The sequence below is a fragment of the Acinetobacter sp. YH12145 genome (genome assembly GCF_013418335.1).
GTDB lineage: Bacteria > Pseudomonadota > Gammaproteobacteria > Pseudomonadales > Moraxellaceae > Acinetobacter > Acinetobacter amyesii.
Genome location: NZ_VPCE01000001.1, coordinates 181,572 through 205,686, shown reverse-complemented (window position 1 = coordinate 205,686; position 24,115 = coordinate 181,572). Strand labels below are relative to the sequence as shown.

Genomic DNA, 24,115 nt, shown 5'->3' with positions numbered 1-24,115 from the left:
TCATGGCAAACTTCGTATTAAATGCAGTAGCACGTGAAGAAGCAGTACAAGGGAAAGGTTCGAGCCGCCGCCTTCGTCTTCAAAATAAAGTACCAGCAATCATCTACGGTGGTGCAACTGAACCTGTAGCAGTTACTTTGGAACTTCGCGAACTTGTTAAAGCTTTAGAAAACAACGCATTCTTTGAAGAAGTTGTTGAAATCAACATCGACGGTAAAGCTGAAAGCGTTAAAATCCAAGCTTTACAACGTCACCCAGCTAAAAACACTCCTATGCACGCTGACTTCAAACGCGCATAAGTGTTAAATGGTGTAAATGAGTGAGTAAACTTTCACTGATTGTTGGTTTGGGTAACCCAGGTTCTGAGTATGCCCAAACCCGCCATAATGCAGGCTTCTGGTTTGTAGAACGCCTTGCAGAACAATATGGCATCCAACTCAAAGCTGATCCTAAATATAAAGGCATCAGTGGTCGTGGTAATATCGAAGGTCAAGACGTTCGTCTGCTGTTACCTACAACCTTTATGAACCTCTCTGGTCAAAGTGTTGTTCCCTTCGCCAAATTCTATCAAATTGCTCCCGAAGCAATGCTTATCGCACACGATGAACTTGATATGAACCCTGGTGTCATTCGCCTGAAAACTGGCGGTGGTCATGGTGGTCATAATGGTTTACGCGATATCGTCCCGCATATTGGTCCAAATTTCCATCGTTTACGTATTGGTATTGGTCATCCTGGTTCTAAAGAACGTGTCTCAGGCCATGTCTTAGGTAAAGCACCAAGTAGTGAACAAGGTTTAATGGATGATGCTATTGCACATGCCTTATCACGTACTAAATTGTTGGTAAGTGGTGAGATTCAGCAAGCTATGAACCAGATCAACGCTTACAAATAGAACTGACAATTCCACAAATTGTTGAACAATACTTATTGCCATCTGAATGATTTCAGAGCAAAATGCGCTTGCATTTGACTGCTCACCCAGCATTCAAGAGATTGTTCCACCATAAGATACGATCTTAGGTCTACCAAGGAGACGCTAGCCATGCTATCTCGTTTATTAAAAGCTAAAATCCACCGTTGCGTCGTTACACAAGCAGAATTACATTATGAAGGTTCTTGTGCAATTGACGGTATTCTTCTAGATTTAGCCGGTATCCGTGAATATGAAGAAATTCATATGTGGAACGTGACTAATGGTAAGCGTTTTACCACTTATGCCATTCGTGGTGAAGAGGGTTCTGGCATTATCTCTGTAAATGGCGGTGCTGCTCACCAAGCAGATATTGGCGACTTGATGATTATCGCAACTTTTGGCGATTTCACAGAAGCTGAAGCCAATGCACATAAGCCACGTTTAGTTTATGCGAACCCAAACAACACTGTGAACCACACAGCGAACTGTATTCCAGTTCAAGTTGCTTAATTCAAGCATTTAAAGATTCTAAAAAGCCCGCAAAAATTTGCGGGCTTTTTTATGGCTGAACTATGCATTATTGACTGCAAAAATTCAGTATTAGACGCAAATCACTACATGCAACTCAACAGCTCAATTTATCTACCCTGCTCTCGGGCCCTTCCACCATGCTTGGTTTTGTTTACAATCAAAGGGCTGTAAATGCTCTCCGACCAAACCCACCAACAAAGGCTGACCATTTTCTTGCACCTTTAGCTCTGCATATTGCGCATCGCGATAGCACGACTCCAAACCTTCAGCAAATAAAAAGCTTCTCGCAGCGGGATATAAACCCTCAAATCTATTGTCAGGATTTTTGAGCACCAGTTTTGTAGATGAGCTTGGATACTGCGCTAACAACTCTGGGTTGAAACTGGTTCGAATCACTCTACGCTTTGCATCAAGCTGCGCATAACTCACAATACTTTTTTGATCGACTAAATAGTCACGGTGTACATTTTCTTCTGTGTTCGCTTTGGCAGCCTGCCCATTGGCAGATTGCTCTTTTGATGGCTGACCACCAAAATAGAGCTGATAATTCAAGGCCATATAATCACCTTGAATCAAAGAGCGTGGATCGACAGGCTGCAGCTTTACATAAATACTCTGACTGTTTGCCAGATGCCATTCATGACGTGCAATCATCAGCACAAATAAAAGAATACTGAGTACAGCCAAACCAATAGGAAGCATTTTTTTATTGAGTATGTTCATCACACATCTCCCCCTTGTTTATGCTGTATCGCAGATAACATCTTGGTAATGCCAAGCAGCAAAAGGCCAGAGATCAAAATCGTTAAACTTTTCAATAAAAAACTCAGACCCAAATTGTAGTACAGCATCCATAAGCTAAAAATGATCAACAAGATGCTCAAGGCTTTAACCAAAGATTGCTGATAGACCTGCGCCCATGCCAATAAAACCAATAACAAGAAAATTCCAAAATAGCCCATCGCAATCAGCACAAGGCCCAATAGCAGTAACGGCCATTTTTCGCTCCCCACCTGTTTTTGCTGATTTGCGATGTAAAGGCCAAGCCAAACCACAGGCAGCAGGTAACCGACAAACAGGTCAAGAACGCCATGTTGGGTCTGTTCAAACTGTAGAATGTTATTTGACAACGTCTGCAACACCACACCCACCAATACGATGCATAACATCCATAACACAATGCTTTTTCGATACATCGAGTGCAACCAAGCTGTTGCACTCCCGAGCAAGAAAATCAGTAGAATATAATTCAATCCAATCACAGCTAAGATGACATGTTCATCGCTCATAAAAAGATCGGCATCAAATAGTGTGGCCACTGCAAGGCCATATCCTGCAATGAGTTGAATAAAAACAATAAACCAATGCATTCGACTAAACAAACAAAGCAATATAACGCCAATTTGCAACACTAAAATAAACGAAATGCTATTGGTTAAGCTCTCTGTATGAATGAAGACCGCAGATTGGCCACATACCCATAAGCAGTAAGCAAATTGGCGACTAAAGACAATTTTAGCACTTCGAATCAACCACCAAGCCACAGCCACAAAAACTAAGCCCATGACGATCGAAAACGCTTTCCAATAGGTCAGCAATAAGCTCGATAAAATAATGCCTGCGAACCATGCCCCAATAGCTAAAGGAATAACCGCAAATTTAGTCTGTGGCAGAAATTTCATCAGTGCCCAACTGATCACCGCAAACCAAGCAAATATCAGCAAGGCAAAAACCAACAATCCTGCACTCGAGTCAGATAAAATATGTTCTGCCCATTGGAAAATCAAAATACTGAAACTCGCGGCGAGACCTGCAGCTTGTAAACTGGTTTCTAATGCACGATGTTGTCGATAAAAATAGATAATCAGATAAATTGGAAGCAACAATGCAAAAATTAAATATTGCCATTGATACTGCTCTGCCCCATTTCCGCAGTATAAAAACATGCAATACATCGACATTAGTGTAATAAATGCAACAAATACAAAGCGCAGTGCAGCATAATATTTCAAACACAAGGTCACACATATTGCGGTCAATACATTCATGCAGAGTAAATACCACCATGAATGATCAACGATTAAATAGCTTTGTTTAAAATATAAAAATAATGCCAATTGACTGATCAAACACAGTAACGCAAAGACTCCAATATTCGGTCGATATAACCAAGGTAAAAGCAGCAAAGCCCACACCAAAAACAACAGATAACTGTCTGCACCTGTTTGATAGACCTGCCCAATCACAGCCAAACTCAATCCAAGCAACAAAGCACTTAAAGCTTCTAAACTTTGCTGAATCCAAGCATGCCCGGCAAAATATACACTCGTCACAGCACTAAGTACCAACAGCAACATTGGAATTGCCAATTGAATAAATTTGGGTAACATCAACCAGTTTGCCGCGATCAAATACACAAAACTGGCTGCTATCAGTGCAACACCGATTACTTGCAGATACCGAATAACCTGTACATCTTGGAACAGATCTGTTGAAAACTCTTGATCTAACTGTGAACGATGCAGCTTTATATTCTGCTGCTGAGAATGCTGAGGAACGGTCATTTTTTATCATTATGCAATCATGGTTGATTTATCGGCACGATAGCATGCTTTGACACACTTTATATAAATGCTTACAAATCCAATCTTATAACTTTACTTATCTAAAATTTTGCAAATGATTCTAAGCAATAATCCCCCATCATCACTCAAACAGGTCTATACTAAAGACACATCGCTTCAGGGCGGGGTGAAATTCCCCACCGGTGGTAAATTTGCTGGGTTGAAAGCCCTGAAAAAAAGCCCACGAGCCAATCGTTTAAACGCGATTCGCAGATCAGGTGCAATACCTGAGCCGACGGTATAGTCCGGATGAAAGAAGACGACGTCACATCTCTATATCATTGATCATTTTCAATATATATCGTAACGCCACTATTTCACATGTCCTGAAATGTTCAACCGTATCTAAAATTTACGCGAGCGTTTCAATGTCTAGTTTAATTCAACCCGAAATTTTCTTTTCTGCCCTTCCACCTGCAGAACAGCGCATACTGCAAGCCTTAGAAGACATTCGTCAAGGCAAGCCTGTTTTAGTCATGGACGATTTTGACCGTGAAAATGAAGCCGACCTGATTGTTGCTGCAGAAACACTGACTGTAGAAACCATGGCACGTATGATTCGTGACGGTTCAGGGATTGTCTGCCTGTGTTTAACCGATGCTCAGGCTAATCATTTAGAACTTCCACCCATGGTGTCTGATAACTCTAGCCATTTTAAAACTGCCTTTACTGTCACCATTGAAGCTGCGGAAGGTGTTACTACTGGCGTTTCAGCAAAAGACCGAACAACTACAGTCAAAGCCGCAATTAAAGATGGTGCTGTTGCTAGTGACTTAAACCGTCCGGGTCATGTTTTTCCTTTACGTGCGCGTGAAGGCGGCGTATTGACCCGTCGCGGACATACTGAAGGCACCATTGATTTGGCACGTCTGGCCGGTTTAAAACCTGCAGGTGTTTTGTGTGAATTAACCAACCCAGACGGCACAATGGCCAATGGCGTACAAGTTTTAGCGTATGCACAAACCCAACATTTGACTGTACTCACCATTGAAGAGATTGTGCAATATCGTTTACAGCACAATCTCTAGTGCGAATTAATTAAAGCTCTACACGTTCATAAAAGGCTGATTGAATCAGCCTTTTTATTTTTTACTGCATATTTCAAATTAAGAATTAAACCGTGAATATGCTATAGATCCCGTAGATGGCAACTACCATTAAAATCACCCCACACACGGCCAACAATTTTTTATACCAGCGAGATTTCGACAATCGATGAAAAGACAAATACACCAAAGACAAGGTTGCGAAATCTAAAACGATCCAACTCAGGGTCAACACAATTAAACTCAGATTAAGATGAGGAGTAATTCCTACAAACTGCGGAAAAAATGATGCGAAAAAAATAATATCCTTAGGATTTGAAATTCCCACAATTAGTCCTTGCTTAAAACCCCCTTGTGCTGCTTTTAACTGCAGAGATTGTGCAGTGGGCTGTATAGTTACTTCTTTTAAAATATCAAATCCAATATAAGCAATATATAAACAACCCAGTATTTTGATGCCATCGAGCCAATGCGCATTAACATTTAAAATGCCTTTTAAAATACACACTGACAGCACAATCAAAATCAGTGAAGCAAAATTCGTCCCGACAATGGTTTGAAATGCCTTTTTATATCCGCCTTGTAAACCTGAACTTGCGACCAACAGCATGACAGGTCCAGGTGTTGCAATCATTACGATGACGGCCACACAATATAAAAAGTACTCCGAATAATTCACGCTGAGATTCCTTTACTTATTTTTTTTACATCACGATAAATTTCATAAATAAAAAAAGAGGACTTAGTCCTCTTCATCCATGTTTTGCAATAAATGCAAACGAATGGCATCTGCTCTTAAAAATGCCAAATCATAGCTGGCTGTGGCGAGTGCTAAAACACGACGCTCAAATTCATCCCACAACGGTCGCACCTGTTTGTAATGTATCCCGAGTCCACTTTCATCTGTGAAATGACGGTTTTTTTCGCAGAGCTTGAGTGCGTGATACAGTTTACGGCCTTTGCTTGCATCTGGACGTAAGCGAACTCGCTTAGACAAGACAAAGCCTTCGACATGGATGATATCTGCTTGCGGCAACATCGGTATTAAAATTTGATCTAATTGTGCATCTAAACGACACCAAATGGCCGTGTGTTGCTCTGCTGTATAGGTATTCCATTTTATGACTTCATGGTTAAAGCGGCGGCAACCACGACAGACTGAATCACCAAATACCGTAGAACAACGCCCTGCACATGGGGTCAACGAGGCAATTCGACGATCAGTACTCAAAACCGGCTCCATTCAATCAATATTTATGGGATAAAAACAACTCGGCATGACTATACACGCTAAAACTACTGAAATGAAGCTATGATCAAATGTGTGGTTAAAAGCCATCGCTTTACTCGCTTATTCATCCAAATCACGGTAGAATGTGCGCCTTAATTTTTATCCTGTTTATTCATTTGGAGTACTCCATGAACGCTACTGTAGAACAGCTTGCACCTGTAGAACAGCAAGCGACCTCTGGTTGGGTTGTTGCCGCACTTTATCAATTCAAAGAAGTTCAAGATCCTGCCGATCTTCAACAACGTCTTTTAGACTTGGTAAAAACCATCAACCTTTGCGGTACTCTAATTGTGGCAGGTGAAGGTATTAACGGTACTGTTGCCGGTGACCGTAAATCTGTAGATATCATCCATCAATTCCTTCTCAATGAAGGCTTTAATGCGATGGAATACAAAGAATCGCATAGTACGGATAAACCATTCCGTAAAATGAAGATCAAACTGAAAAAAGAAATCGTGACTTTAGGTGTGGAAGTGAAACCACGTGATTTAGTCGGTCACTATCTTGATCCTAAAGAATGGAATGAACTAATTGCACGTGATGACGTAATCCTAATTGATACACGTAACGACTATGAATACAAAGCAGGTACATTTAAGGGTGCGATTGACCCGAAAACTGAGACTTTCCGTGAATTCCCTGAATACGTGAAAAAAGAGCTTGAGCAGCATAAAGATAAGAAAATTGCCATGTTCTGTACAGGCGGTATTCGCTGTGAAAAATCAACCTCACTTTTACTTCAAGAAGGCTTTAATGAGGTTTATCACCTTAAAGGCGGTATCTTAAAATATTTAGAAGAAACCCCTGCTTCCGACAGCATGTGGGAAGGTGAATGTTTCGTATTTGACGGTCGTACTGCTGTCACTCACGGTATGGAAGAAGGCGAAAATATCAAATGTCACGCATGCGGTTGGCCACTGGCTCCTGCTGAAGTTGAACTTCCGAGCTACGAACATGGCGTATCATGCAAATACTGTATCGACAAAACCACGGAACAACAAAAAGCTGGCTTCCGTATGCGTCAATCACAAATTGTGGCAGCAAAACGTAAGCGCCTCTAAGGAAAATTTGTTGTAACGATATATAAATAAAAGCCCTATTTTTAGGGCTTTTTTTACGCATTCTCAACAGTGACTTAATTTTTTTGACAAAATAACTATATCTGGTTATTTACGAGAATCAGTTCGCGCATTTATGCTTATTCTGATCAATTGATCCGAGAAAATCATTATAGATAATTGAAAAGGAAAGCATTATGCCAAAATTAATCAACTCTCCAATTGCAACCTCAAGGCGCCTTGCTTTACCCGCTCCCCGTGTAAAAGAAAGTGTAGGAGAATTAAAACACCTCCTTAACCAACAGTCGCATATTTTGATAGTCAGTGTTGCTACATGCATTGGTGCAATTTTTGCCTTATTTATTGCTTATACATTGCACTTACAACCCACTATGCTCAACATTCTTGGACTTTGTGTGATTCCATTTGCTTTATCTCTGAGCTTACGCCAAGTCTATATTCACACACTGTTAAATATGGAACATGATGATTAATTTATGCACCTTGCAACGCTACTTATTGCAACTTTGTCCTACGCTGTTCAGTACATAAAACGATTTTTAAAGCTGCTAAAGCTCCGAAATCTAAATAAAATCCAAACTGAACAGCGTACACTCAATACTATAAAAACTATGATCCAAGCCTTTCAATTATTCAACCTTATATCATTCAGCATTGCTTAATGCCATCACGTATTCATACTTTTCCTTCTAATTCAGCCTACGTGCTACTTAATACAAGATGAACTCAATATTTGTTGTTTTACTTAGGTGGTTTCAGGAATATTTAAAACGGAACTTTACCCACTGCGCTTTTCAACATAGGATAAATACACCTTTTCTCTGCCTTAGCTACCATGACTTTAACTGAATGGATCATTTCAATCATGGAACAATTGGGTTATCTCGGTATTGCCCTACTCATGTTTCTTGACAATGTCTTCCCCCCAATCCCCTCTGAAATCATTATGCCCTCGGCTGGCTATTCTGCCTCCCAAGGTCAACTACTCCTCATTGGTGTCATTATTTCAGGTTGTGTCGGCTCTTTACTGGCGGCTGCATTGCTATATTGGATTGGTTATAAGTTTAAGCATGAATCCATCTTTCACTTCGTCGATCGCTATGGAAAGTATTTATTTATCAAATCGGCAGATGTAAAAAAATCTCTAGCATGGTTTGAGCAATACGGTCACCGCATTGTATTTTTCGGCCGGATGATTCCAGCTGTGCGTTCTCTTATTAGTATTCCTGCTGGAATGAGCCGCATGCCATTTTGGAAGTTTATGTTTTATAGTGGTTTAGGTACGATTATTTGGACCACTTTTTTAGCTTGTATGGGTTTTTATTTAGGTGAAAATCAGCAGTTAATGCAGCAAATATTTAGTAAAGTTGGCCATGTGATTATTCTGATCACAGTCATCATTATTGCTTGGATTTTGTACCGTCGACATCAACGTCGACCTCGTTAATTTTTTGTTTTTGGGGCTTAAATGAAACACTATCTCCTACACTTTGCTGCTGTTTATACCATCGCCTTGGTGCTTTTGATTACCGTATTAATTTTTGGATTAAATCTAGGTGTTATTACATTAATTCCTACATTGGTGGCATGTGCATTAATCAGCGTTGGGCATTTTGTAAAGAAAGAACAACGCGTGCCTAGCAACCATGAAAAGATTCAACTGGTTTGGGGCTCCAGTGCCGTTGCAATCATCATTGGTAGCTTTTTTGTGCTGTTCTTGGTGCTAATGAATCCCAATGCCGAAAGCATTATGAAGTCTGTAGATAATGCAGGCATTGGGCTAACTGCTGTAGTTATGCTCTGCATGGTCGCCATTCATGGCACGATATTTCATATTGCCTACGGTTGGTATGCAGACTACTGCGCTAAAAAATTATAAATTTTTTTAACTTATTCCGTTAGAATTTGAATCAATACCCTTCACTGAAACTTAAAATTCAGTGAAGAAACTTCGGGCAAGCTATACTCGCTCTTTATAAAACGAAAACATGAACATTAAATAATGAAAAAATACATCATCACATTTAGCATTGCTTATGCCCTCGCCATGGTCGCTGTCGCAGCCATAGAGTCTTTCTTTGATTTACCCGGTGGTTCATCCATTACCTGTCTCATCGTGGGCGGTCTTGCTGCAGCATCTAGCTTTGTTAAAGACCATCAGCGAGTGCCAAATAAGTTAGAAAAGCGAACTTTGATTTGGAGCTGTATTTTAGCTTCGGTTCTCATCAGTGTCGTTGCTACAGTCATTTGTCTCTTGATCTTCCCTGAAACCCAAGCCTTTATTCAAATGGCGCTAACGCAATTACCCTCTTGGGTCTGGCTGCTTGCTATCAGCTTTACCTTATTCATCCATTATCTCATGTTGGCTTTATCTTTTGGATGGATGGCAAAGAGCTTCTTAAAAGCCAAACGTAGTTAAGCCTTTAGACTAACTTTGAATTGAAAAGGTATAGCGCTAAAAAAAGCACCCCAAGGTGCTTTTTTTAAATTTCGTCGAAATTAATTTGGTGTGTGATACATCAAATATAATTCGTTCAAATTGGTTGGGATTTCTTCTGCAAGTTCATCCATCAACTGACCATTACGACGGAAAGATTCCATTTGTGGATCTTCTTCATCAATGCCGCTGAACACCATGATTGGCAAAGTTAAATCTACCAATTGTTCTTCAAACTCGTCGGTGAACCATGCATCTTCGTTTAGGAACATGGCATCAACGAAGCCAACACTCCAGTCACCAAGACTTGATTCAACATCGGCTTCTTCAATTTCAAATGGAAATTCAATACCATCTTCATTGGCAAGATTCTGACGAATCGATTCGAGCCATGCTTTTACTTGTGCAATAATTTCAGCAGGTACTTTTTTCTGATTGTTATCAAAAAGTTCGTCTAGCCATTTATCAAAAGCTGGGCCTACTGCAATTGCACATAAAAAACCATGAGTCGCTGCAAAATCTAGACCATGCTCGTTGTCATCGCCGTCTAAATAGTCACTCAAAAGGTCTAAATCTAAAGCACTCATTTCAAATCCAGAGTTAGAAACTTAATGCGTAAGCATAGCATTTTCAAGCGCTATGCTAAATCGCTATTTAGTCTTCTTCGTCATCAAAATCATCGTCATCGTCGATGTCGTAATCAAAATCTTTAAGCTCACGTTCAAGACGGCGCTGAGCCAGAAGGTCATCAATAAGTCGGCGCTTTTCTAACGATTCTTTCGCGCTAGTTTTTGCACTGGCCTCATCGAAATTCACATCATCATCACCGTAGTTATCATCTAGTTCAAAATCTGTAGAAGACACCAAAACTACCTCATAATGAAAAAAATTGAAGGGGTCTAGCCGCTATTTATATGGGATATAAAATATTGTCAAGTTTTATTTGTTTTTTTAACAACTAAACTTTAAAAATAGGTCTTTTTTTCTTACCAAAACCTGTGGCATGATATAATCCACCCTGCGTCCTTCATTTTTATGACAGTCAGAGATGACTCGTAAAATAATCGATGCATGGGATGAACTTGAAAACAACAATTTCAGCCCCACCTAAATTACTGAATTTAAATTTTTAATATCTCATTGGACAGCTTGATGCTGTACCGTCCTAATGGGATAAGCCAGCTATTAACAAGATTTAATGAGACGATCGTGCTAAAATGCACGGTTTTTTACTGCCACAGATTCAACGAAGAGTAAGCAAAGATGAGCGATATGACTTCCCCTACTTCTCAAGTAGCGGCTCTGATTAGCCGAGGCAAAGAGCAAGGTTACCTAACTTTCGCCGAGGTTAACGATCATCTCCCGGACTCAATCACTGAAAGTGAACAGATTGAAGACATCATTCAGATGTTGAATGACGTGGGTATTCCGGTACATGATCGTGCACCAGAAACTGATGATACAATGTTTGAAGGTGGCAGCGAAGCGACTGACGAAGTTGCTGAAGAAGAAGCCGCTGCTGTACTTGCATCTGTTGAAAATGAACCGGGTCGTACCACTGACCCTGTGCGTATGTATATGCGCGAAATGGGTACAGTTGAGCTTTTGACACGTGAAGGCGAAATTAGCATTGCAAAACGCATCGAAGAAGGTATTCGTGACGTTTTACATTCTATTGCTTATTGGCCAAATGCAGTCGAAGTTGTATTGCAAGAATATAAAGATTATGAAGCGGGTGAACGCCGTTTAGCTGATATTCTTTCTGGTTATTTAGATCCAGAATCTGACGAAGCCATCCCTGAAGTGATCGACGAAGATGATTCTGAGATCGATGAAGATGAAGCATCAACCAACAAGCCAACTAAAGATGTCAAACTTGATGATGACGATGAAGAAGACGAGTCTGAAGGTGATGATGATTCTGAAGGCGAATCTGGTCCAGATCCTGAAATTGCTAAAGCACGTTTCACTGAGCTTGAACAAGCATGGTTAGTCACTAAAGCTGCAATTGAAAAACATGGTCGTAACAGTAAAGAAGCTGCTGCTGCACTTGAAGCACTTGCAACTGTGTTCATGATGTTCAAATTCACACCACGTTTATTCGACATCATCTCTGATTTGATTCGTAATACCCATGACCAAATCCGTACTTCTGAACGTGAAGTTATGCGCTATGCAGTACGTCGTGGTCGTATGGACCGTACTCAATTCCGTACGTCTTTCCCAGGTCAAGAATCTAACTTTGCTTGGTTAGATGAACAAATTGCTAAAGCACCTGCAGAAATGAAAGGCTATCTTGAAAAAGTCCGCCCTGACGTTCTGGCATTCCAACAAAAAATCGCTGACATCGAGAAAGAACTTGGTTTAGATGTTAAAGGCATCAAAGACATTTCTAAACGTATGTCGATTGGTGAAGCGAAAGCTCGCCGTGCGAAAAAGGAAATGGTTGAAGCGAACTTACGTTTGGTAATTTCGATTGCGAAAAAATACACCAACCGTGGTTTGCAATTCCTCGACTTGATCCAAGAAGGTAACATCGGCTTGATGAAAGCGGTGGATAAATTCGAATATCGTCGTGGTTATAAGTTCTCTACTTATGCAACATGGTGGATTCGTCAGGCGATTACGCGTTCGATTGCCGACCAAGCACGTACCATTCGTATTCCAGTACACATGATCGAAACCATTAACAAGATCAACCGTGTATCTCGCCAACTTCTTCAAGAAATGGGTCGTGAACCGACACCAGAAGAATTAGGTGAACGTTTAGAAATGGACGAAGTGAAAGTTCGTAAAGTGCTTAAAATTGCGAAAGAACCAATTTCAATGGAAACACCAATTGGTGATGACGAAGATTCGCATCTTGGTGACTTCATTGAAGACGGCAACATCACCTCTCCGATTGATGCTGCAACGTCTGAAGGCTTAAAAGAAGCAACACGTGAAGTTCTTGAAAACTTGACTGAACGTGAAGCAAAAGTCTTGAAAATGCGTTTTGGTATTGATATGCCAACAGACCATACATTGGAAGAAGTGGGTAAGCAGTTTGACGTAACACGTGAACGTATTCGTCAGATTGAAGCGAAAGCATTACGTAAACTTCGCCATCCATCACGTTCAGAGCATTTGCGTTCATTCCTTGAGAATGATTAACCTATAACTAGGACAATGCAGGCTTGAATATGGGGTTTTCCGCCCCATATTATGAGCATGTAGCAAATGATTCCAAATACCTGCTCATTGCAGGTATTTTTAAATAATGAGGTGTCCCATGACTGATATGACTAATCGCGCTCCTTCACGTGAATTGCAAGAGCATCTTTGGGTCTTCCCTATGGACTACCCTATTAAATTGATTGGTAATGCAGGTGAAGAACTTCGCCTTGCAGTGAATGAAATTTTTGTTAAACATTTTCCTGATTTTGATGGCAGTAAAATGACTGTGACTCCATCTCGTACAGGTAAATATCATTCAATTACTGCTCAATTACGTTTCGAAGAGTTAGAACAAGTACATGCGGTCTATGCGGATTTAGCAGCTTGTAAACACATTCGTACCGCGCTGTAATTCTGTTGATTTAAATAAAAAAGCACGCTTTAGGGCGTGTTTTTTATGTCTAAGTATAATAGTAATACCCTCAAGTAATTCAGTATTTAACCCCCCTTTTGTACGTCTAATTCATTATAATCCATACATGAATTTGATAGAAAAGGACACGAAATACGTGACTGAAACTGTTCAAAAACCCGAATTAATCATTCGTCAATATAACCACCTTACCCCTTATGCAGACCGCTTTTTAGAGATGAAAACTCTCACTGAACAGCGAGATGAATACTCACCCGATGAGCTGTGGATATTGCAACATCCCGATGTATTAACTCAGGGGCAAGCTGGCAAACCTGAACATATTTTGGTGCAAAGTAACATCCCTGTGGTACAAACAGACCGTGGTGGACAAGTCACTTGGCATGGACCGGGTCAGTTGGTCGCTTATTTCATGTTTGACTTGAATCGCTTAGGTTGGAACGTGCGTACGCTGGTTTCCTATGCAGAAAACTTGATGATCGAACTGCTGAAAAAGTACGGCATCGACGCTTATGCCAAGCCTGATGCACCGGGTGTTTATGTTGCAGAACGCAAAATTGGTTCTCTCGGTTTTAAAATTCGTAAAGGCCGCAGTTATCACGGTTTGGCACTGAATATCGATTGTGATCTATTTGCTTTTCATACCATTAATCCATGTGGCTATGCTGGATTAGAAATGGTTCGTATACAAGATTTGGTGCAAGATTACCCTAAATTTGAAAACTTATGCGTCGATATCATTGATACTTTGAAAAACAGTGGTTACTTTAAAGACGTAACAGTCAAACAACTATAAAAGACTTTGCTTTCTCAAAGAAAATAATTTAGAGTAAAAGCTCTAAATTTAATAATTATAGATAAGGGATGTACACGTGATTGCAACTAAATCCGTTAAACCCGCGCTCCAGCAGGCCTATGTCAAACTCATGATGGATGTGATTGGCAGAGGTCTGGTCATGGCGAGCCAGGTCGATGAAGAAATTAAACAAGAAGTTGCTAAATTTCCAGTTAATTTTATTTTATCTATGAATGTTTTTCCTAATGGTGCTGCATTTGTCGCGCAAGTCACGGAAGACCATCAACTCAAACTCCTCACACCCGGCACTCAAAAGCCTGACTTAACCATTACGTTTAAGCATTTGAATCATGCCTTTTTGGTCTTCTCATTTCAAGAAAGTACCGCACAAGCCTTTGCCAATGACCGCATGATCGCCGATGGTGATTTGTCTTATGCCATCCGACTGGTGCGTTGTCTCAACAAAATGGAAGCGTTAATTTTACCTAAATTGGTGGCTGAATTGGCTGTCAAAGAATATCCAACACATTTAAGCCTAAAAGAAAAACTGAGCGGTGCTGCAAATATTTATTTAAAAGTAGCCCAGTCTTATTTAAAACGGAGCGCATAACACATGGCTAAACCATATTACGAATTTTTCTGTCCTGTAAAAGTGATTGCTGGCCATGCTGCTTTAGAACACATCCCATTTGAACTGTCTACTTTGGGTGCTAAACGCCCCATGATCATTACTGACAAAGGTGTTCGCAGTAATCAATTACTTGCACCGATTGAAGCGGCATTTGAAAGTACCGAGACGGTGATTGGCTATATTTTTGATGATGTTCCGCCAGACTCAAGTTTAGAAACCGTACGTAAAGCAGCTCAACTTTACCGCGACAACCAATGTGATGCCATTATTGCCGTCGGTGGCGGTTCAGTGATTGATACCTCTAAAGCAACCAACATCTTGGTATCTGAAGGTGGTGATGACTTACTGAAATACTCAGGTGCGCACAACTTACCAAAACCTTTAAAACCATTTTTTGTGATTCCAACAACCTCAGGGACAGGTTCAGAAGTGACTATGGTCGCTGTGGTTTCTGACCCTGAAAAGAATGTAAAAATGGCCTTTGCATCGAATTATTTGATGCCACATGCGGCAATTCTTGACCCACGTATGACGCAAACTTTGCCACCTCATCTTACAGCAATGACAGCGATGGATGCGATGACGCATGCCATTGAAGCCTATACGTGCATGGCGGCGAACCCGATTTCAGATGCCTATGCAACTGCCGCAATCAAGAAAATTAGCAATAGCTTATTTGGTGTATTAGATAATACCAGCGATGCACATGGGCGCTTAGAACTTGCACAAGCTTCTACAATGGCAGGAATTGCATTTTCGAATTCGATGGTTGGATTAGTCCACTCATTGGGTCATGCTTTAGGTGCTGTTGCTCACCTGCCCCATGGATTATGCATGAATTTATTCTTGCCGTATGTGTTGGAATACAACAAAGAAGTGAATGGCGATAAGATTGCTGAATTGCTATTACCACTGGCTGGTCCTGATATTTATGCACAAACACCGGCCAACCTCCGCGCTGAAAAAGCCATTTCAACGCTTTTAGCCATGCGTGACCGCTTGTTTAGTTTGACCAAATTACCACGTACTTTGAGTGAAACAGGTAAAGTGACTGAAGCTCAATTAGATGAAGTAGCAGAGAAAGCACTGAATGATGGATCTATTATTTATAATCCTAAAGAAGCCAGCTTAGAAGACCTTAAAACTATTCTAAAAAAAGCTTGGTAATTGCTGAAAAATAAGCGAATATAGCGAAAAATTAAGCCTGATGTTTTTTTAAACATCGGGCTTTTCACTTGCAGAACGCAATATCAGTTATTTTTTAATCAAACTGGCATAATTTCTGCTAAAAATAATTTCAAAGTTACTGACAAAATGTACCAATTTGGAGTAGATTGGCGCACTTTTGTTTTAAAACGTAGGGGGGATCGTTCGTCTCAAACGATCCTTAGAATATGACTGATCCTTGATCAACGATAAGAGGATAACGCCGTTGACAAATATCTCTGGGACTCAATCGGCAGCTAAACTGCAAAAAACGCTTGGACTCTGGCACATTATTATTATTGGTTTGGCTTACATCCAACCAATGACTCTATTTGATACTTTTGGTTTAGTATCTGAAGAAAGTCATAGACACGTGCCGACTTCTTACATTATTGCCCTTATTGCAATTCTGTTTACCTCGATTAGTTATGGTCATATGATCCGTCGCTACCCTTCTTCGGGTTCTGCGTATACCTATGCCCAAAAATCTATTCACCCGAACGTTGGTTTCATGGTGGGTTGGTCTTCTTGGTTAGACTACCTATTATCTCCAATGGTGAATATTATTCTTGCAGTGATTTACCTTGAAGCACTATTTCCAACAGTAAACCACTGGGTATGGGTCATTGTGCTAACGGCATTCATGACTGGAATTAACTTACGCGGCGCGCGTTTTGTTGCTAACTTCAACAGCCTGATTGTACTTGTGCAGTTATTAGTAATTGGTATTTTCACGTGGATGGTCTACAGCAAGCTTCAAATGGGCTTCAATGCTGATGGCCCGATTTCTGCGGCAGAACGCTATCACTTATGGAGCCTTGAGCCATTTTGGAATGAGCTGACGTCTGTGGGTGCGCTGATTACAGGTGCAACATTACTGTGCTTCTCGTTCACTGGTTTTGACTCATTAAGTTCATTGGCAGAAGAAACCAAAGATACTGAGAAAACACTGCCGAAAGCGATTTTCTTAACTGCTTTAATCGCAGGGATTATCTTCATTATTAGTACCTACTTCATGCAGCTGTTCTTCCCTGCTGAGCCGGGTAACTATTTCAAGAATATTGCTGAAACACAGCCAGAGATACTCTTGCTCGTCGGCGGCTCACTGTTCCAATCCTATGTGTTAACTTTTGCGATTGTGACAGTAATGGCATCAGGTATTTCTGCACATGCTGGCGTATCACGTCTGATGTATGTAATGGGTCGTGATGGCGTCATTAACAAAAAGATTTTTGGTCATATTAGTCCGAAAAACTTCACACCATCGTACAACATCATGATCGTAGGTGCGGTTGCATTAACTGCGGGCTTTATGAATCTTGATATTGTCATTTCGATGATTAGTTTTGGTGCATTGACAGCCTTTACTTTCGTGAACTTATCTGTGATTTCACGTTATGCACTTCGTGATGGCCGCACAAAAACAGCCAAAGATATTTTTAGCTTTGTCGTTATTCCAATGCTTGGCTTTATCAGTATCTTTGCGATGTGGTTAGAAATTGAAGAAACTGCATTGAAATATGGTTTGTGGTGGGCAATGTTCGGTATTTTATACCTTGGTTATAAAACTAAAGGTTTTAAACACCCTGCACCGCAACATAACGAATTTGATGATAAATTCTAATCAAGTTTATCTCTAAACAAAAAAGGCGCTTAAAGCGCCTTTTTTGTTTTAAATATACCAATTAAGGTTGTATGAATTTTCTAGATTGCTGAAATTGAATTGAAATTTCTTCACACTTGTCTGGTGTATTGCCTTTTAATTCAACCGATGCTCCATCACCGTGTGACCATATACCATCTTCAACAGTCTCTAAATTTACAGCTGCTTCAAATATATGCTGTTGTTGTGGATAGAGTTTGATATCTATAGGTGTATCACATACTTGTTTTGGAAAATATGGTCTAACCTGCTCGAATAATTGCATGGTTAATGGCATATCACATTGCAAATGAATGGTGACTGGTACGCTATTGGTATTTTTTAAGATCAATTGAACATTTTGCGAATTAAGATCCGCTTGGGCAGCAGGTATTTCTACATACGTTTTTGTGTCAATCGACTGACGATCAAATGGATTGAGGAAGGCTAATTTACGTTCCACGCCATAACAAGAATCCTGCACGGAAGCTGAAAACTCTAAATATCGTGTCCCCAAGATAATTGTTCCGCGGCCATCCCCTGCATGACCGATATCAATGATTGGATCACCTGTACCTTCAATTGTAACCCCACCACTTCGAAAAAACTCTATGTCACAACCCGCTAAAACGCTGATCAAGCCACAAAGGGTTAAAGTCTTAAAGTTTAATTTTCGTATCATGTTGATAAACTCCAAAGCGAAATACACGATTTGCTTCAGGATTTCCCTCATCCATTTCGCAACGCTCCGCGGCAAGTTTTAAAAGTTGTAGTGAGTATTTCTGCCAAAGCTCTAAACTCATTTCATGTAATTTATTAATCGAGTCTTCTGTTAATTCGTCAGCACAAATGGCTTGTTCTAAGTATGGCATTTCATCAGGATTCAATAAATTATGCAAACCTGCTTCTAAATGCGCTTGAACGTTTCGAGTTAAAATTTTGCGTGCTTCTAATTGTGAAGGATCTGGAATAAAACGACGCTGTTGTAAATACACCTGCCCATCTTTTTCTGTCGCAATTTCAAGCCTTATAAGCTCGTTGAGTACTGAACGCGGATGACGTTCTGTTGAAATTCTTTTCACCAGCATTTCAAAGCTATTTTCTGACTCACTGGTAAATGGTAAAGAATCTCCCCAACCTTCTGCTAACCATAAACCAATCACACGTGATGGCACACTAATCGGCTCTGAAACAGTCGCTTCGGTCAAATCCTTACCTTCAGAAATCACTTCTTTATAAGCTGTCACGTCTTTACGGTGTAGGCCTGAAAGTAAACTGATCGCAGAAATCGTGGGTTTTTGATCGATACGCTCCAACTCTTGTACAGCTTGTTGAAAAAATATAGGCTTCAATGCAGCAGTAAACTCAGTATATCCAACACCTGATCGTATCAACCATTGGCTCAACTCATTCATCAGCACCAATACTTGCTGTAAATTTTGATCTGCCTCATTGGTGAGAAGTTTGCTCATTGAATTGCCATGAAAATTAGACTGCATAAGTGAAATTTTCGCATTATTCTTTCTACTACACAATTTTTATCTGATGAGATCTTGAGGATATTCAGTAAAAAAATGATTATTTACATTAAAATGCGTAAATGACACGCTGATCGATATATCCAAACTTTCAACGCTATGCCACCAGCCAATTGGGATAAATAAGGTTTCTCCAGGTTGCAAAATGCACTCAAATGGCGTCACTTTTTCTAACAATGGATAGTCTGCTAGATCAGCCTTTGCGACGTCTGAAACCTGACTGAATACCCAATGATCGTTATACATATACGGCATTTGCCATGCAGGAATCAAAGTCACTTTTTTACGTCCATAGATTTGTGCCAACATATTATTGGTTAAGTCATAATGCAGTGGTGTAAATGTGCCTGCAGGGCCAAACCATAAAAAATGTCGATTTTTGATCTCTTTTTGACAATAAGCTTTGGCGAAGTCACCTAGATCTTCACTAATCTTTTGCATAAATTGCTTATTTTGAGCGGCGTTATTCGCAGTTAAATAAATGTCATTGCTGTGCTTAGTGGCTTTAATTTGTGCGACAAAATCTTGCATCAAAATAATACGTTTCAATTGTACCGAATTTTTTTCAAAATCTTGATGCTGCTCACGATGCATCTGGACTTCAACCAACTCATTTTCAAAATGCTGTGCAAAATAATCAGGACTCCATTTATGCAGTGCAGGCCAATGTTGTATCCCACCTTTTAAAATGACTGGTCGCATCTGGCTATAATACCGCTCTATAAATGTTTCAAAATCAGGTGTTTCTATGCAATCGATTGTGGATGGAATGTGGTCGTTCAATTGATTCAATTGACCCATCACCTGTAATAGCCAACGCTGTTTATTCTGCTGTTGCTGTACTTGCTTCAGTTTTTTAAAAATTACGTTATTGTTTACACGCTTTAAAAACTGAATGATCAAATGATTTGAAATATTTTTTTGCTTAATTTTTTCTAAAATTTCATCTGTTTCTAAGCCCTCAAGACTGTAGTCCAAAAGTTCATTTTGCAGCTGTTCTGAAAGTTGGTCTGCATCAGAAAATAAGTATTGATCCGCCCTTGGGCTTAATCCATGTGATTGTAAAATTAGACTTATTTTCTGTACATCGCAACCATTTTCAATATTTTCATTCAACCAATTTTGCCATTCCGTCGGTAAGGACTGATACCAATTTTTACTTTGCTTTAGATGTTCACTCTGGCTTTCTACATTCATCTTCACCACTCCACCCTCTTTACAAGTGAAGTATAAATGATCTATTTTAAAAATGCTAAATTTTCGCATTTTATAATTATTTATACACCGCGAATGTTATGAATCCGACAAAACTCATGCGGAATGACATAACAAAGTAAAGGAGAAAGTTCATGAAAATTCGTCATTTAGTCATTGTTAGCAGTCTGTCTTTAGCTTCAATACCGGTATATGCAGGTTTTGCCGATACCATGCGTGATTTAAGAAATACGCTGAATCAATTTAATGAAACATCCAAAGAAGTATCGAATACCGCAAAAGAATGGACAGGTAGTCGGGCCACGACTAACTCAAATTATGCTGCAAATGGTTTCAGCATGGGACAGCAACTCAGACCTAAAATTAATAATCTACCGCTTTATCAATCTGCCGATAAATCGAGCCAAGTCATTAATAAACTGTCAAAAAATGCAGACATTATTTTTGCGGGAAACATGACTAAAACAGGTTTGATAGAAGTCACTACAGAACATGGCAATGGCTGGATTGAATCACACCTTGTTCAATAAATCTTGATTTTAAATGTTTATACAACCGCATCAGCCGTACATAACAACTTTACTCTATTGAGCACTAGTCATGAATAATAATCACAAAATCAGCATTATCGCTGCTGTATTTACGACATTGGTGGGCTGTGGTGGATCAAGCTCCAATGATGATGGCGCGACACCTACACCTACACCTACACCTACACCTACACCTACACCTACACCTACACCTACACCTACACCTACACCTACACCAACAACTGTAGCGGATAAATTCACAGGAGAATGGATTCAAGGGAACTCTGCCCTCGGTAACAGTAATTGTGATTTGCCACAAATTTCAATTCATAAAACCAGTGAAAATTCAGTCAGTGCAGTGAACGAAGAACTAAAATATGCGGTACACAATAGTTCAAGTAAAACTTGCAGCGGTGAATTTATTTCCAAACGCTATCAATTACTTCATGACATGGTCTTGAGTGAAATACAGCCTGCTGCAACTCTAAATAACTTTGAATATCATGCCATTAAGTTTCAACCAGTCAGAGGTGGCGCGACGAGCAACCGTGTCTTAACTTTTTTAAATAATAATTCTTTCTGTGTAATTAACGCGACGATTTCAAATCCAAGCTATATCATCATGCAACGAGGTCTAATTACCGACCCACTCAAGGACAGCCGCTGCTATACAAAAAATTCCAATGAATTCTTCACCAATTTAAAACCGAAAACCAAAATCACAACTGCAGATTTTAAGTCTGAGAGCTTTATTAATACGACCGACACAGTAAACTTCTTGGCTCAGCTCAATACAATGGGACAAAGCGGTTATAAGTTAATTGGCTATGATACTAAAACCCTGGACAATGGTAATGTTAATAGCTACATGAAACTTGCCAATGAAAATACGCGTTTCAATCATATTGTTGCAGACCGTGCAGCACCCTCTACCGCTGACATTTATTTTACATGGCGTAATCAGTTAAATGAAAAAGGTAAATCAGGCTATCAATACTTGCATAGCGTCAGACCAACCAATGCCCTGAATTTCAAAGATTATTTCATTAAAAAGGAAAACGATACCGCGACATACACCTATGACAGCGGCTATGTTTCCCCACTCGTTGACCCAGTGCAACTGGAAACCATGCTCAATACATTAGGTTCTCAAGGCTGCCGTATTATTCAGTTCAAAAGCTATTTCACAGGTTTACGACCTGAAGTTCTGAACGGCAAACAAAATAGTCCTAAAGTTGCAACCTGTATAAATAGCAGCGCACACCATGGCACTTACAGCTATCGCTATAAAACTTACCCAACCGGCAGCAATAGTGTAGAGCGCAGCTTAAAATTACAGGAGATGATCGATGAGCAAGCAAAAGACGGTTACCGCTTAGTCAGCCGTGCTTTAGATATGAGTTCAACCACCAAAAACGGCATGCTGTTTATGAAAGACAGTGAAAACACTAATGTCGGTGAGTTTAAAGTCTTTAGTGAAACTGTCTTTGCAACGTCGACATTTAACGACGTCTTGCTGAAACGTCTCCAGCAGCAAGGTCAACTCGGTTGGTTATACACCAGTGGTCAACTACTGTTTGCAAACAATCCAAAACATCTAAAAACAGAACTGAGTGACTTTAATTTAATTGATTAATTCACGAGGTAATTTGAGCTTTTAAAAGTCCTTGAGCTTTTCCATGTCCTTGTTGTTTCGACATCAAGGACATTAATTATTGAGATGAATCAAAAGGGTTTCAGCAAACCACTTATTTTAGGCGGCAATTAAAACCCATCTTGGTATCTACAATATTTTTTTCATAACCTAAACTTTGAATAAATTGATTTTGATCTGCTACTAACTGCTGATCGGCAGGGCTAAGACGCGCTTTATTTTTTTGAGCCAAGCTGTATGTTTCATTGACTAAGTCTTGATATAGCCCACATACTTCCTGACGCTTTGCTTTTTTCAATTGGCGACCACCATACCATGAACGTTCAAAATCGTCGGCTTTTAGTGTTTTTCCCCATTCCTCAATACGCTGATTTTGTCTTTGCTGCATTTCCAACATGCCCTGCTGGATTTCAGCCTTAGTAAAAGGCTTGATCACCTCAACCTTCGGTACAACTGGAACATTTTCTGTAGTTGCAGTGACGGTCACTGTTGTCTGTTCTGTTGTGTTCGATACGGTTGGATTAGCCCAACTCATTGATGAAATGAATCCGGTCGCAATCACGACACCAAAAGCTTTTAAATTTATAGATTTCAAGTTTTAAGTACCCGTTTTATTTCTTCACAGTGTTCTTATACACATTTTTATATTGATGCTGAAGTTTTTAAGCCCTTATTTTACAAAACTTCATTGCTGTAAATGGTTCACTGTGTTCACTCCTAATAAAAAACCGCTCGATAGAGCGGCTTTTTGAACAGATCACACTTAGACCAATTCTTTAAAGTCTTGCTGACGCCAAGCTTCATATAAAATCACAGCAGTAGCATTAGACAAGTTTAAACTGCGTGAATTTGGTGCCATCGGCAGGCGAATCCAATGTTCTTTTGGGAACATCATACGGACATCTTCCGGCAAACCACGTGTTTCTGGCCCCATCAACAGTGCCACAGGACGATTTAAATTAGAGGTATGCGGTGTTTCAAAACCTTTGGTGGTTAATGGATAAATGGCATCCATCTCAATGCCTTGCGCTTTTAAGCCCGCAAGGCATTCTTCAAAGTTTTCCCATACTTTCATGTGTGCCCATTCATGATAATCCAAACCGGCGCGGCGGAGTTTTTTATCATCCAGCTCAAAACCTAATGGCTTGACCAAATGCAACTGCGCTCCAGTATTGGCACATAAACGAATGATATTCCCTGTATTTGCAGGAATTTCTGGCTCGTATAAAACAACATGGATCACAGTTTTTTTCTCTACTCTTTAGTTAAATAATGACTTTAAGCTCGGGCTATAGTTACAAAGCTGAAGCATAAGTTTAGATGGTACTACAAGCGCTTGCTTATCTACGTTGCTTAGCTTTCGCTTTACACGAGGACAATCCACTTACTC

General features: G+C 40.0%; 28 protein-coding genes and 1 riboswitch. Of the genes, 17 read left to right on the top strand and 11 right to left on the bottom strand.

Annotated features, from left to right (window positions below):
• The first annotated feature begins 2 nt into the window (after positions 1-2).
• The 3 genes from rplY to panD all read left to right on the top strand — a co-directional run bounded on the left by rplY (position 3) and on the right by panD (position 1,426).
• Entirely contained in the window at positions 3-299 is a 297-nt protein-coding gene (gene rplY / locus FTU80_RS00980; protein WP_180083769.1) for a 50S ribosomal protein L25, read from the top strand.
• 20 nt (positions 300-319) lie between these two features.
• On the top strand, positions 320-895 hold the full coding sequence (gene pth / locus FTU80_RS00975) for an aminoacyl-tRNA hydrolase (protein WP_168378106.1): 576 nt from the start codon (positions 320-322) through the stop codon (positions 893-895).
• Between the two features lie 150 nt (positions 896-1,045).
• A complete protein-coding gene (gene panD / locus FTU80_RS00970) occupies positions 1,046-1,426 on the top strand; it encodes an aspartate 1-decarboxylase (protein WP_078192181.1) in 381 nt (126 codons plus the stop codon).
• Positions 1,427-1,558: 132 nt separating this feature from the next.
• On the opposite strand, the gene FTU80_RS00965 is transcribed toward panD, so the two are convergent.
• Together FTU80_RS00965 and FTU80_RS00960 are read right to left on the bottom strand one after the other, a co-directional pair.
• A complete protein-coding gene (locus FTU80_RS00965; protein ID WP_180083767.1) occupies positions 1,559-2,170 on the bottom strand; it encodes a GDYXXLXY domain-containing protein in 612 nt (203 codons plus the stop codon).
• Entirely contained in the window at positions 2,170-4,011 is a 1,842-nt protein-coding gene (locus tag FTU80_RS00960; protein WP_180083765.1) for a DUF2157 domain-containing protein, read from the bottom strand. The genes FTU80_RS00965 and FTU80_RS00960 overlap by 1 nt, the downstream gene beginning before the upstream one ends.
• Before the next feature lie 170 nt (positions 4,012-4,181).
• A riboswitch (FMN riboswitch) is annotated at positions 4,182-4,336 on the top strand.
• A gap of 103 nt (positions 4,337-4,439) precedes the next feature.
• Here FTU80_RS00960 and ribB point away from each other — a divergent pair.
• Positions 4,440-5,099, top strand: a complete 660-nt coding sequence (ribB, locus tag FTU80_RS00955) for a 3,4-dihydroxy-2-butanone-4-phosphate synthase (protein WP_180083763.1) — start codon at positions 4,440-4,442, stop codon at positions 5,097-5,099.
• Between the two features lie 85 nt (positions 5,100-5,184).
• Here ribB and FTU80_RS00950 read toward each other — a convergent pair whose 3' ends face one another.
• Together FTU80_RS00950 and FTU80_RS00945 are read right to left on the bottom strand one after the other, a co-directional pair.
• Positions 5,185-5,796 carry a LysE family translocator gene (locus FTU80_RS00950; protein ID WP_180083761.1) on the bottom strand — a complete coding sequence of 204 codons (612 nt, stop codon included), beginning with the start codon at positions 5,794-5,796 and terminating at the stop codon, positions 5,185-5,187.
• A gap of 63 nt (positions 5,797-5,859) precedes the next feature.
• On the bottom strand, positions 5,860-6,348 hold the full coding sequence (locus tag FTU80_RS00945; RefSeq protein WP_168378110.1) for a DUF1289 domain-containing protein: 489 nt from the start codon (positions 6,346-6,348) through the stop codon (positions 5,860-5,862).
• A 188-nt stretch (positions 6,349-6,536) separates the two neighbouring features.
• On the opposite strand from FTU80_RS00945, the gene FTU80_RS00940 reads away from it, so the two are divergent.
• From FTU80_RS00940 to FTU80_RS00920, 5 genes are all read left to right on the top strand, one after another.
• Positions 6,537-7,469 carry a rhodanese-related sulfurtransferase gene (locus FTU80_RS00940; RefSeq protein ID WP_180083759.1) on the top strand — a complete coding sequence of 311 codons (933 nt, stop codon included), beginning with the start codon at positions 6,537-6,539 and terminating at the stop codon, positions 7,467-7,469.
• 194 nt (positions 7,470-7,663) lie between these two features.
• Positions 7,664-7,960 carry a hypothetical protein gene (locus tag FTU80_RS00935; RefSeq protein WP_180023226.1) on the top strand — a complete coding sequence of 99 codons (297 nt, stop codon included), beginning with the start codon at positions 7,664-7,666 and terminating at the stop codon, positions 7,958-7,960.
• A gap of 362 nt (positions 7,961-8,322) precedes the next feature.
• Entirely contained in the window at positions 8,323-8,934 is a 612-nt protein-coding gene (locus tag FTU80_RS00930; RefSeq protein ID WP_111885305.1) for a DedA family protein, read from the top strand.
• A 21-nt stretch (positions 8,935-8,955) separates the two neighbouring features.
• A complete protein-coding gene (locus FTU80_RS00925) occupies positions 8,956-9,366 on the top strand; it encodes an ABZJ_00895 family protein (RefSeq protein ID WP_180083757.1) in 411 nt (136 codons plus the stop codon).
• Positions 9,367-9,489: 123 nt separating this feature from the next.
• Positions 9,490-9,906, top strand: coding sequence for an ABZJ_00895 family protein (locus FTU80_RS00920; protein ID WP_180083755.1), 417 nt, complete (start codon positions 9,490-9,492; stop codon positions 9,904-9,906).
• An 80-nt stretch (positions 9,907-9,986) separates the two neighbouring features.
• Here FTU80_RS00920 and FTU80_RS00915 read toward each other — a convergent pair whose 3' ends face one another.
• Positions 9,987-10,511, bottom strand: coding sequence for a YecA family protein (locus FTU80_RS00915; RefSeq protein WP_078191372.1), 525 nt, complete (start codon positions 10,509-10,511; stop codon positions 9,987-9,989).
• Positions 10,512-10,578: 67 nt separating this feature from the next.
• Complete coding sequence (locus FTU80_RS00910) at positions 10,579-10,788, bottom strand: PA3496 family putative envelope integrity protein (protein ID WP_078191373.1); 210 nt, start codon at positions 10,786-10,788, stop codon at positions 10,579-10,581.
• 399 nt (positions 10,789-11,187) lie between these two features.
• On the opposite strand from FTU80_RS00910, the gene rpoD reads away from it, so the two are divergent.
• The 6 genes from rpoD to FTU80_RS00880 all read left to right on the top strand — a co-directional run bounded on the left by rpoD (position 11,188) and on the right by FTU80_RS00880 (position 17,770).
• Complete coding sequence (gene rpoD, locus FTU80_RS00905; protein WP_180083753.1) at positions 11,188-13,077, top strand: RNA polymerase sigma factor RpoD; 1,890 nt, start codon at positions 11,188-11,190, stop codon at positions 13,075-13,077.
• Positions 13,078-13,204: 127 nt separating this feature from the next.
• Positions 13,205-13,492 carry a YbeD family protein gene (locus FTU80_RS00900; RefSeq protein WP_078191448.1) on the top strand — a complete coding sequence of 96 codons (288 nt, stop codon included), beginning with the start codon at positions 13,205-13,207 and terminating at the stop codon, positions 13,490-13,492.
• 157 nt (positions 13,493-13,649) lie between these two features.
• Positions 13,650-14,309, top strand: a complete 660-nt coding sequence (gene lipB / locus FTU80_RS00895; protein ID WP_180083751.1) for a lipoyl(octanoyl) transferase LipB — start codon at positions 13,650-13,652, stop codon at positions 14,307-14,309.
• Between the two features lie 76 nt (positions 14,310-14,385).
• Positions 14,386-14,919 carry a hypothetical protein gene (locus FTU80_RS00890; protein WP_180011534.1) on the top strand — a complete coding sequence of 178 codons (534 nt, stop codon included), beginning with the start codon at positions 14,386-14,388 and terminating at the stop codon, positions 14,917-14,919.
• Between the two features lie 3 nt (positions 14,920-14,922).
• Positions 14,923-16,107 carry an iron-containing alcohol dehydrogenase gene (locus tag FTU80_RS00885; RefSeq protein WP_111885299.1) on the top strand — a complete coding sequence of 395 codons (1,185 nt, stop codon included), beginning with the start codon at positions 14,923-14,925 and terminating at the stop codon, positions 16,105-16,107.
• Between the two features lie 265 nt (positions 16,108-16,372).
• Positions 16,373-17,770 carry an APC family permease gene (locus tag FTU80_RS00880; RefSeq protein ID WP_180083749.1) on the top strand — a complete coding sequence of 466 codons (1,398 nt, stop codon included), beginning with the start codon at positions 16,373-16,375 and terminating at the stop codon, positions 17,768-17,770.
• 61 nt (positions 17,771-17,831) lie between these two features.
• On the opposite strand, the gene FTU80_RS00875 is transcribed toward FTU80_RS00880, so the two are convergent.
• The 3 genes from FTU80_RS00875 to FTU80_RS00865 all read right to left on the bottom strand — a co-directional run bounded on the left by FTU80_RS00875 (position 17,832) and on the right by FTU80_RS00865 (position 20,523).
• Complete coding sequence (locus FTU80_RS00875; RefSeq protein WP_180083747.1) at positions 17,832-18,470, bottom strand: hypothetical protein; 639 nt, start codon at positions 18,468-18,470, stop codon at positions 17,832-17,834.
• The gene (locus FTU80_RS00870; RefSeq protein ID WP_180083745.1) at positions 18,448-19,260 is read right to left on the bottom strand and encodes a DUF6502 family protein; all 813 of its coding nucleotides are present in this window, start codon (positions 19,258-19,260) and stop codon (positions 18,448-18,450) included. Before FTU80_RS00870 ends, FTU80_RS00875 begins: the two co-directional genes overlap by 23 nt.
• A 66-nt stretch (positions 19,261-19,326) precedes the next feature.
• A complete protein-coding gene (locus FTU80_RS00865; RefSeq protein ID WP_180083743.1) occupies positions 19,327-20,523 on the bottom strand; it encodes a cupin-like domain-containing protein in 1,197 nt (398 codons plus the stop codon).
• Between the two features lie 152 nt (positions 20,524-20,675).
• Here FTU80_RS00865 and FTU80_RS00860 point away from each other — a divergent pair, with 152 nt between their 5' ends.
• Together FTU80_RS00860 and FTU80_RS00855 are read left to right on the top strand one after the other, a co-directional pair.
• Positions 20,676-21,071 carry a hypothetical protein gene (locus FTU80_RS00860; protein ID WP_180083741.1) on the top strand — a complete coding sequence of 132 codons (396 nt, stop codon included), beginning with the start codon at positions 20,676-20,678 and terminating at the stop codon, positions 21,069-21,071.
• Positions 21,072-21,141: 70 nt separating this feature from the next.
• Positions 21,142-22,707: a PT dipeptide repeat lipoprotein gene (locus FTU80_RS00855; protein WP_180083738.1), complete on the top strand. Its 1,566-nt coding sequence runs from the start codon at positions 21,142-21,144 to the stop codon at positions 22,705-22,707.
• Between the two features lie 112 nt (positions 22,708-22,819).
• On the opposite strand, the gene FTU80_RS00850 is transcribed toward FTU80_RS00855, so the two are convergent.
• Both FTU80_RS00850 and FTU80_RS00845 read right to left on the bottom strand, forming a co-directional pair.
• Positions 22,820-23,320, bottom strand: coding sequence for a hypothetical protein (locus FTU80_RS00850; protein ID WP_218948983.1), 501 nt, complete (start codon positions 23,318-23,320; stop codon positions 22,820-22,822).
• Between the two features lie 168 nt (positions 23,321-23,488).
• The gene (locus tag FTU80_RS00845; RefSeq protein ID WP_111885295.1) at positions 23,489-23,968 is read right to left on the bottom strand and encodes a tRNA (cytidine(34)-2'-O)-methyltransferase; all 480 of its coding nucleotides are present in this window, start codon (positions 23,966-23,968) and stop codon (positions 23,489-23,491) included.
• Between the last annotated feature and the right edge of the window lie 147 nt (positions 23,969-24,115).